Here is an 8,591-nt window from a genome sequence, read left to right as displayed (position 1 = left end):
GTGAAGACGCTGGTGTAACCCTCATGCACCACCACGGCAGGCGTCACATTGGCCGCCGCCGGAGTGCCCGCACCAACGCTGAGGTCCTGGGTCACCCAGGCCGCGCCAACCCTGGGCAGATAGGTCTCCTGGAGATGCCCGTTCGAGGCGTTGACGGTGAAGATACTGGTGTAACCCTCATGCACCACCGCGACCGGCTTGGTCGCGGAAGCCGGAGTGCCGGCGTCGGCGCTGATGTCCTGGCTGTACCAGGGAGAGCCGATCCCCGGCAGGTACGTCTCCTGGATATGACCATCGGCGGCGTTCCGCGTGAACATGCTGACGAAGCCCTCGTGCACCACCGCCGGACCGCCAGAGGGAGTGCCAGGAACAGGAAGAGGGTCGTCGATATCACCCGCACCCACGGGGCTGGAGTAGCCGACGATGTCGATGTTGGTGCGGGAGTAACTGTTCTCCTTGATGCGATCGCCGCTGTTGCCTTCGATGGTGTAGACCGTGCTGCCGCTCGCCGACTTGACGATCCCGACGTGATCGATGACGCCGTTCTGGTCCCAGTCGAAGACAAGGGCGTCGCCCGGCTGCGGTGTGTAGCCGCTGGCGCGGGTGTGCCAGGTGCCGTGCGTCGTGCCGTAGTCCTTGAACGAGCTGGCCCAGCCGGTGAGCACGCCTCCGCTGGTCTCGGGCACATCGGCGTACGGCACGCCGGCGTTCTTCCATACGTACTTGGAGAAGTCGGCGCACCAGTCGCTGTCACGCCACTGAACTCCGTCGGTGGCGGGGCAACCGGCTGCGGGCTTCCAGGTTCGGAAGTAGCCGGTGTAGTAGTTGCACCCGCTCCCCAGCGGCTGCTCGTGGTTGCGCGATGCGTTGTTCAGCTGGCTTTGCGCGACCGAGACGATGGAGTCGCGGGACACGGCAGCGGCCGGCGTCGTGGTGATGGCGATCAATCCCGATCCCAGGACAGCCGTGGTGGCCAGCCCGGCGCTGAGGCGGCGGGCGAATCGCAGGCCGCTCTGTGCTCCTATGCGGGTGAGGTTCATGGGGATCCTTCCGGTGGAGGGTGGCGCTTCGTGCTGACACCGGAAGATTCGAAGGGCCTGCTGAAACTTCGTTGAAAATCCGCGGCGGGCGGCTTTCAGCGCGCGGCGGCCTCGGCGGCCGGACCGCCGGTGAACTCGTCGTATTCGCGGGCGCCGTGGTCGTGGAAGACCTTCACCGCCCGCGCCCGGAGCGCCGGCACCGTATCCGGGCGGTGATTCCCGAGAAAGCCGACCAGGCGCCCAACCGTAAGAACCGCGGATCGCGGGGTGGCCGCCCAATCCGCCATGACCGGGATCTGTACAAGGAACGCAACACGGCCGAACGCTGCATCAACCGGATCAAGGACTGGCGCGACCGCTGTATCCGTGCTGAGCCCGGTTCGTTACCCGTCGCGGCGCCTCAGGCCATCAGGGCAACGTCTCAAGGTAGTCGCGAGCGGTATCGCCCACGCGACCCGTCGCCCGCGTGGCGGCGACGCGCAGCGCCTCCAACGCACGATCATGGAAGCGGGAGCCAACTCCGATGTTGATCACCCCAAGGAGTGCCTGGTAGCCGAGGTCCTCTCTGTCGGCGCGCCCCGCGAGCGTGAGCACGCCGCAATCACCGGGAGCGCCCCCGCCGTACAACGATCAGAGCGTCTGGTCGAGAGTGATGGGCAGGCGGGCGGCTGCGACCTCGTGCGTGGGATCAAGCCGTCCGGCCAACACCGGCGAAGCGCCGGGCATTCGACTCGGCCACCTGGTCACCGGTCCGCCACCCGCTCGAACGACTTCGCCGACCCCCAGCCGCACACGACCAAGAAACCCCTGCGCGCGCCTCGACGGAGCGGAATTGTCGGTGCCGGCCTCTACCTTCTCAAGCAACGACGAGGAGGTTCCGTGTTCCGTCAGGGAGACATTCTGATCATGCCGGTCGACGGCGAATCAGTGCCCGAGCATCTGCAAGCCGCGTCCCGGGACGCGCGCGGCCGGCTGGTTTTGGCACTTGGTGAGGCGACTGGACATGCGCATGCCATTCCGGGTCCCGGCACGTTGCTTTTAGGCCGGGATTCCGGAGTTCCCGAGTTCCTTCATCTACCGGAGGGCGGGCGGCTGGTGCACGAGGAGCATGCCGTTATCTCGCTGCCGAAAGGGTGGTTCCGGGTGGTGCGGCAGTGGGAATACGTGCCCGGCACCTACCGCCGATACGTCGCCGACTAGAGACACGGCCGGTCCGCTGCCCGCCCCTCGACAACCAGGAAAACCATGACCACCCTTGCCCTCCCGCCCGAACTGGCCGCGTGTCTCGCCGACGCCGTCGACCAGTGGGACCTCGCCGCCCACGCCACCGGGCCGGCGAACCGTGCCGCGGCCGAGGAAGGCGTCCGCGCCGCATACCGCGACGCCGGACTGCCCGAACCGGAGCAGATCATCTGGTTCGCCTCGCCCGCGCAAGCCGCCGTAGCCGCCGTGGTCCTCGCCGGTGACACAGCAGCCCGCAGCACCCTCCGGGAATCGAAGGTCCTCCCCCCGGCGCTCCACGGGCTCGTTCCCGGGTCACTCGTCCGCGACGTCGTCAGAACCCAGCAGTGGGAACGGGTCAGAGCCCAGGCCGTCTCCCTGCTCACGCCCGTCGCCTGGGCTGCGGCGTGGGAGTTCATCAACGCGAACTTGTGGCCGGGGGTCAACCGGCTTGTGGGTGAGATACGGCGGGGCATCGGTCACCTGGCTGCCGCACCCGCGCAAACCACCGCGCCTGCGGAACCGACCGTGCCAGCGGCCCGTCGGCCAGAACCGCGCGGCCAGGGAGAAATGGACGGTCAGGTCGAGGCCCTACTTCGCCGGGCGACCCTCGGCGCGGTTCTCGGGCAGCACGACGCTCCCTGGCTCGCGTTCTTCGCGGGCCTAGAGCAGACCTTCGAGATCGATCTCACCCCGATCAGCGGCCTGATGCGCGTGGCACGGGAAGCCGGATGGTGGTGGCCGTTCGAGCGGGTCGTCCTGATTTGTGAGCGCCCGGTCGAACTGCACCGTGACGACCTGGGGCGCCTGCACCGAGCTGTGGGCCCTGCGCTCGCCTTTTCGGACGGGTTCGCGCTGCACGCCTGGCACGGCATGCCCGTCCCTCCAGAGTTCGGTGCCACCATGGCCGATCTGTCCGCGACGAGCATCAGGCTGGAGTCCAACGCCGAGTTGCGCCGGGTGATGCTCGAACACTACGGACTCGATCGCTACCTGAAGGAGTCCGGAGCCGCCGCTATTCACAAGGACAACACCGGGGTGCTCTGGAGGGCTGAACTCGCCGACGACGAGCCCCTCGTCATGGTCGAGGTGATCAACTCCACTCCGGAGCCCGATGGCACCCGCCGAACCTACTTCCTGCGGGTGCCGCCGTGGGTCACCAGCGCACGCCAAGGCGTCGCATGGACCTTCGGCCTATCCGAGGAACAGTACGCCCCGGTGCAGCAGACCTGATCAACATGGCCAGCCGGCGGGCACGCGTTCGAGCAGGCCACCGGCGAACGTCCGGTAGAGGTCAAGCGGTTCGAGATGGACATATCCGATGTGGCAGTCGCACACGGGAAGCGGGCACGGGCGGGGTCGGAGTGCACGCAGGGCTGACCCGTCGTAGAGGTTGCCGATCGTCTGCATGACGAAGTGGCATCGCCGCACTGTGCCCTCGCCGTCGACGGACACCACGGTCTGGCCGGTGCGGCAGGGCAGCCCGAAGCTGCGGTGTGGCTGCCTGCTGTAGTCGAACAATGGGTCGATGGCCGTCCAGATCGCCGCCTCCTGATCGGAGTAGGCATGGCCTTCGGCGGCATTGATCCATAGATAGACCTCGGCAGGCAGTTCCGCCCGCAGCCGCCTGGCCTGCTCGACCTGGTCGGGCATGCCGACCACGCCCACGCTGAAACGCACTCCGCGGGTGAGCAACTCCCGGCATCTGGCCAGGAACCGGTCGTGCGTCACCTGGCTGGGATGGTAGGTGACCCAGAGGGCGAGCGTGTCCAGGTCGGCTCCGGCGAGCCAGGTCAGCCGGCTGCTCAGGTTGGTCTGGATGGCCACCCTGGGGACGTGGGCCAGGTGGCTCAATTCCATCATCGCCGTGCGGTACCACGATCTGACGAGCGCCTCACCCCACGGCGTGAACAGCACCGAGATCGGGAAGTCCTGCGCCGCGACCCATCCGGTGAAGCGGGCCAGCGCCTCCCGGTCGGCGCGTAACCGGGCGGGGCTGTCGCGACGCTTCGCGAAGGGGCAGTACGCGCAGTCATAGTCACAGCTGGCCAATGGACCCCGGTAGAGAATGGTCAGCTCCCGGGGCCTGGAAACGGCACCAACCGGCGGCGCGTCCACGTGCCGGGGCGTGATGTCCCAGATCGACAGCGGCACCCGCCCGGCCGATTCCCCGGCACCGTCAGCGGAGGCCATAGGAATCCATCAGGTCGCGGACCCGGTCTGAGAAGAGGGCGGGGCCGATGGCGTCGGAATAGGCCAGGCCCTCGGGGGTCAGCCCTACGCGAGCGGAGTCGTCCTCCACCCAGCCGCGTTCCGCCAAAGCCTCGAGCGGGAAGTCCTCAAGCGCGTCGCTGCCGAAACGTCCCCGGTAGGCAGCACGGTCGAGGCCTTCCGCCTGGAGCAGAGACTGGATGAGATGACGGCGGCGACGTTCGCCGTCGTCGAGGGCGAAGCCGATGTTGGCGAAGGCGAACGCGGGGCGCGGCAGCTGGACGAACTCGTCGATGATCGCGCGTACGTGACGTACGCCCACGGCGTACTCGAAGGAGTAATGCAGGCGCGACGTATACGAACGGGCACCGCAGCCGAGACCGACCATGCCGTCGCGCTGGCAGCAGTAGCCGGTGCCGGAGTCCGTGCCGGGCAGCCGGAACATCCGCATGGAGACCTGTTCGTAGCCGGAGGTCAGCAGGTGGTCGCGGCCCTGGCGGTAGAGCGTGAGGCGCTGGTCGTCCCAGTCGCGGCCGTGTCGTCCCAAGCCGGTGAGCGGTCGGACGTAGAGCGGGTAGAGGTAGATCTCTTCCGGGTGCCAGGCAAGGGCCGCGTCGAGGGATTGGCGCCAGGTCGCGGATGTTTGGCCGTCGATGCCGTAGATCAGATCAATGTTGAGCGTGGGAAACGCGGCCGTGCGGATGGCGGCCAGGGCGGTTTCGACCTCGGCGCGGCGCTGTGGGCGCAGTGCGGCTCTGGCCTCGGCGTCGATGAAGCTCTGTACGCCGATCGAGATGCGCCTGGTGCCATGTTCGGCGAGGACAGCCAGGCGATCGGGGGTGGCGGTGGCCGGGGAGGTCTCGATCGCGAGCGGGGTGGTGGAGAAGTCGGCGCCCATGGTCTGCTTGGCCAGGTCGAGAAGACGGGACAGTTCCGCGGCCTCCAGGTAGGTGGGCGTGCCGCCACCGATGGCCGCGGTGGCGAAGCGGGTGGTGGGTGGCAGGGCCTGGCGCACGACTTCCGCCTGGCGCTGGAGCGCGTCGAGGTAGGAAGTGACGAGGTCCGCCGGGGCGCCGGTCCTGGTGAACAGGTTGCAGAAGCCGCACCGCATCTCACAAAAGGGGACATGCAGGTAGAGGAAGAGCGCGTCAGTACGCTCGTCCGCCCAGACCTCCTTGAGCGGCGGGCGCGGGTCAAGCGGGCGGTACGCCGTTTTGTGTGGATAGGCGTAGACGTACCCTTCATAAGGCCTCAAGGCCACTCTCCTGGTTGAAGCACGAATTCGCCGTAGGGGACCGTCCAGACCACCTCGTGGCCGATGCGGTGACCGACATATCCGTCTTCGCCGTAGGCGGTTCCATGATCCGAGCAAATGATGGCCAGGCATGGCCGGCGCGCGGTCATCAAGGCGAAGAGGCGGCCGATGTGCCGGTCGACGTACTCAAGCGCGGCGGCGTGCGTGGCGCGCGAGTCGTCGGTCGCGCCGGGCAGGTAGAAGTAGTTCGGCTGGTGCAGTGCCGACACGTTGACGAGCAGGAACACCGGTTCCGCGCGGTCGTGCACCACCCGCTCGGCGCAGGTGATCTGCTCCTCGAAGGAGGTCGGCGAAGTGACCCCGAACGACGGCTGCCAGTGCGACTCGGCGAACATCGACGGCAATGCCGCACCGAGCGGCGTCAGCTTGTTGAAGAAGCCGACGCCGCCGACGCACACCGTGTGATAGCCCACACCGGCCAGCCCGCCCGGCAGATCGCCCGCGTCGAATACCCAGGTGCCCGCGGCGGTGGTCTCACTGCCGGGGAAGGAGGCGGCGAACAGCCTGGGGTGCGGACCCGGGTCGGCAGGGGTGGGCAGGAAGCCGGCCAGGATCGCCGCGTGCGCGGCATAGGTGAAGCTGCCCGGCGAGTGCCGCCGCTCCCACCCGCCGCCCGGCAGCACGCGCGCCAGCGTGGGGAGCCTGCCCTGGTCCAGCAGCTCAGCCGCGACGTCATAGCGCAGAGTGTCGAGGGTGATCAGCAGCAGGTCGTGCGTGCCGATGATCGCGCGCATGTTCCTCATGCCGCCCTCCAGGGCGAAAGGACGCATGCCACCTGCGCGCCATAGCTGTCCAGATCGCGAACACCACTCTCGGGAAGTCCGGTGAGCCGGGGCAGCAGGTCCCCGAAGGCGTTCACCTCCGCCACGGCGAAGCGGCGCCAGGTAATGCCCACCATCAGGTCGACGCCGACCATGAGCGAACCGGGAAAACAGGCGGCCGCGCGCGAGCAGATACGCATGGCTCGCTCCCATCCCGCCTCCCCCAGCCGGGCCCGGACCTGCTCCAGATCACCACGAGCGCCGCCCAGGTGCAGATTGCTCATGGGGGTACGGCCAGCGCGGACAACGACATGCGTGGGCCGCCCGCCGATCACGACGACGCGGAGGTCGAACACCTGTCCGTTCCACGAGGCCTTGGGGAACCAGCGCTCCACATGCAGCCCGTCGGGGGCGAGCGCATCGATGATCACGGCCAGCTCCGCCTCGTCGGTATAGGTGCGTACGCGAAGCGAGTTGTGCAGCTCGGCGTGTCCCGACCAGGGGCGAATGAGCTCGACGGAACTAACCGCGTTGACCTGAGTACCCCGGACCTGGAGCGCCACGACTCCCGAAGCGGACGAGCCGTGGGCCGGCTTGACGAACACCCTGCTCCAGCCCGCTCGTGTCATGAGCTCGCGCAGGTGGGAGTAGCCGTCGATCGGCGCGGCGAGAGCAGGCGGGACGGGCACACCCGCGGCCAGCAGGCGGGCGTGGCACCGCCGCTTGTCGAACATCACGGCGATCTCCTCGACGTCCCCCAGCAGCCGCGCGCCCGGCGTCCGCGCCACGGCCCGCCGCACCCGTTCGAGACCGCGCACGAACGCGGCATGCCAGGACGCCCCGCCTCCGACCCGGGTGGGCGAGCCGGGGCCCCGCAGCAACGCGTCGGCCTCGGCGTCCTCTCCGGGCGAGTCGACGCGGACGAGTGCCCGCTCCGGAATGCGCACCTCCGCCCCGGCGAGCACGTCACGCCAGGCAATTACGGACGGTTCGGGCAGTCCGTGGGCGCGCAGCGCAGACGTGAACATGTCCACCCGCCGGTCCCCCGGCGTGCCGACGACCGCGAACGCCGGTGTTTCCCCGGTGGCACCGGCCACGGTCACTCGGACACCTCGATGTAGCGCCAGTCCTCCTCAGGATCCTGCCGGTCAGACAGGTCGACCTCGACGCCACTGAGCCCGTCCGCGATATTCGCGGCCATCTCCTCGCTCAGGTAGTGATGACGGAGATTGAGCCGCTTGAGGTGGGTGAGCGGCTGGCCGGACAGCAGCGCCTCGGCACCCGCGTCGGTCAGGACGCCCATGGACAGATCGAGCGACTCCAGCCGGGCCACGATCGGCGCGGTGGCCACGGCAGCGGCCACTTCGTCCTGCCGGACGCTGTCCTGGAGGCCCAGATGGGTCAGCGCGGGCAGGCCGCCGCCCGCGAGGATCGCCGCCCAGTCGTCCGGCCCGGAATCCCCCTGGTACTGCTCGTCACCGAGCCACAGTTCCAGATGGCGGAGCGCGGGCAGCGAGGACGCGCCGATCGCGCGGACCACGGCGGCGGGCAAGCCGCCGGACTCGAAACGGAGCGTCTCGAGCGCGGTGTGGACGACGGGCCGGAATCCGAGCCCGTCGCTGCCGCGAACGTCGAGTCGCTTCAACCGGGGGTAGGCGGTCAGGAGGGGCGTCACGTCGGTCTGCCCGATCCAGGAGATCTCGGACTCCTCGCTGACATAGTCGCCGAGAAAGATCGCCTCCAACGCGGGGAGCCGGGGCGCGGCCTCGACGAGCAACCGGACCGGCACATCGGCTCGGTCGTTGTTGTGGGCCGACCCCCACGTGCCCACGACGAGCGCCCGCACGTCATCGCAGTCGTCCCAGTCGAGCAGTAGCTCAAAGATGTCGGCGAAGGTCTCCTCATGTTCCTCGTACGAATCCCCTTGGACGCGCCAGGCGACCTGCGAGGCCGTCGCACCGGCTTCCTGGTGGACGTAGCGAACGGGCAGGCCGTGGAATTCGGTGAGATGCGCGTGGATCACTGGGACTCCTCAGCGAAGGC

Annotated in this window: 10 protein-coding genes; 2 read left to right on the top strand and 8 right to left on the bottom strand. The window is 68.5% G+C overall.

Annotated features, from left to right (window positions below; genetic code table 11):
• The 3 genes from Amac_RS47515 to Amac_RS54190 form a co-directional block, all read right to left on the bottom strand.
• The coding region (locus tag Amac_RS47515; RefSeq protein WP_155361037.1) for a CHAP domain-containing protein at positions 1 to 1,040 on the bottom strand (1,040 nt) is incomplete at its 3' end.
• A gap of 95 nt (positions 1,041 to 1,135) precedes the next feature.
• Positions 1,136 to 1,327: a hypothetical protein gene (locus Amac_RS58240; protein ID WP_373869947.1), complete on the bottom strand. Its 192-nt coding sequence runs from the start codon at positions 1,325 to 1,327 to the stop codon at positions 1,136 to 1,138.
• A gap of 121 nt (positions 1,328 to 1,448) precedes the next feature.
• Positions 1,449 to 1,634, bottom strand: a complete 186-nt coding sequence (locus Amac_RS54190; protein ID WP_170323018.1) for a hypothetical protein — start codon at positions 1,632 to 1,634, stop codon at positions 1,449 to 1,451.
• A 285-nt stretch (positions 1,635 to 1,919) separates the two neighbouring features.
• Here Amac_RS54190 and Amac_RS47505 point away from each other — a divergent pair, with 285 nt between their 5' ends.
• Entirely contained in the window at positions 1,920 to 2,240 is a 321-nt protein-coding gene (locus Amac_RS47505; protein ID WP_155361036.1) for a DUF8820 family protein, read from the top strand.
• A 45-nt stretch (positions 2,241 to 2,285) separates the two neighbouring features.
• Positions 2,286 to 3,494 carry a DUF6745 domain-containing protein gene (locus Amac_RS47500; RefSeq protein ID WP_246269161.1) on the top strand — a complete coding sequence of 403 codons (1,209 nt, stop codon included), beginning with the start codon at positions 2,286 to 2,288 and terminating at the stop codon, positions 3,492 to 3,494.
• Here the strand turns inward: Amac_RS47500 and Amac_RS47495 are convergent, their stop codons facing one another.
• Genes Amac_RS47495 through Amac_RS47475 form a run of 5 tightly spaced genes read right to left on the bottom strand, consistent with a single transcriptional unit; the run spans position 3,495 to position 8,571 of the window.
• On the bottom strand, positions 3,495 to 4,454 hold the full coding sequence (locus tag Amac_RS47495; protein ID WP_170323019.1) for an STM4011 family radical SAM protein: 960 nt from the start codon (positions 4,452 to 4,454) through the stop codon (positions 3,495 to 3,497).
• Positions 4,441 to 5,727 (bottom strand): STM4012 family radical SAM protein, encoded by a 1,287-nt coding sequence (locus Amac_RS47490; RefSeq protein ID WP_246269160.1) that lies wholly within the window; start codon positions 5,725 to 5,727, stop codon positions 4,441 to 4,443. The genes Amac_RS47495 and Amac_RS47490 overlap by 14 nt, the downstream gene beginning before the upstream one ends.
• Positions 5,724 to 6,530: an STM4013/SEN3800 family hydrolase gene (locus Amac_RS47485; protein WP_425544330.1), complete on the bottom strand. Its 807-nt coding sequence runs from the start codon at positions 6,528 to 6,530 to the stop codon at positions 5,724 to 5,726. The genes Amac_RS47490 and Amac_RS47485 overlap by 4 nt, the downstream gene beginning before the upstream one ends.
• The gene (locus Amac_RS47480; protein WP_155361034.1) at positions 6,527 to 7,651 is read right to left on the bottom strand and encodes an STM4014 family protein; all 1,125 of its coding nucleotides are present in this window, start codon (positions 7,649 to 7,651) and stop codon (positions 6,527 to 6,529) included. The genes Amac_RS47485 and Amac_RS47480 overlap by 4 nt, the downstream gene beginning before the upstream one ends.
• Positions 7,648 to 8,571, bottom strand: a complete 924-nt coding sequence (locus Amac_RS47475; RefSeq protein WP_155361033.1) for an STM4015 family protein — start codon at positions 8,569 to 8,571, stop codon at positions 7,648 to 7,650. The genes Amac_RS47480 and Amac_RS47475 overlap by 4 nt, the downstream gene beginning before the upstream one ends.
• Positions 8,572 to 8,591: the final 20 nt, after the last annotated feature.

This window comes from Acrocarpospora macrocephala (genome assembly GCF_009687865.1).
GTDB classification, from domain to species: Bacteria; Actinomycetota; Actinomycetes; order Streptosporangiales; family Streptosporangiaceae; genus Acrocarpospora; species Acrocarpospora macrocephala.
Note: the sequence above shows the minus strand (reverse complement) of the source record. Positions and strands in the feature narration are given on the sequence as shown.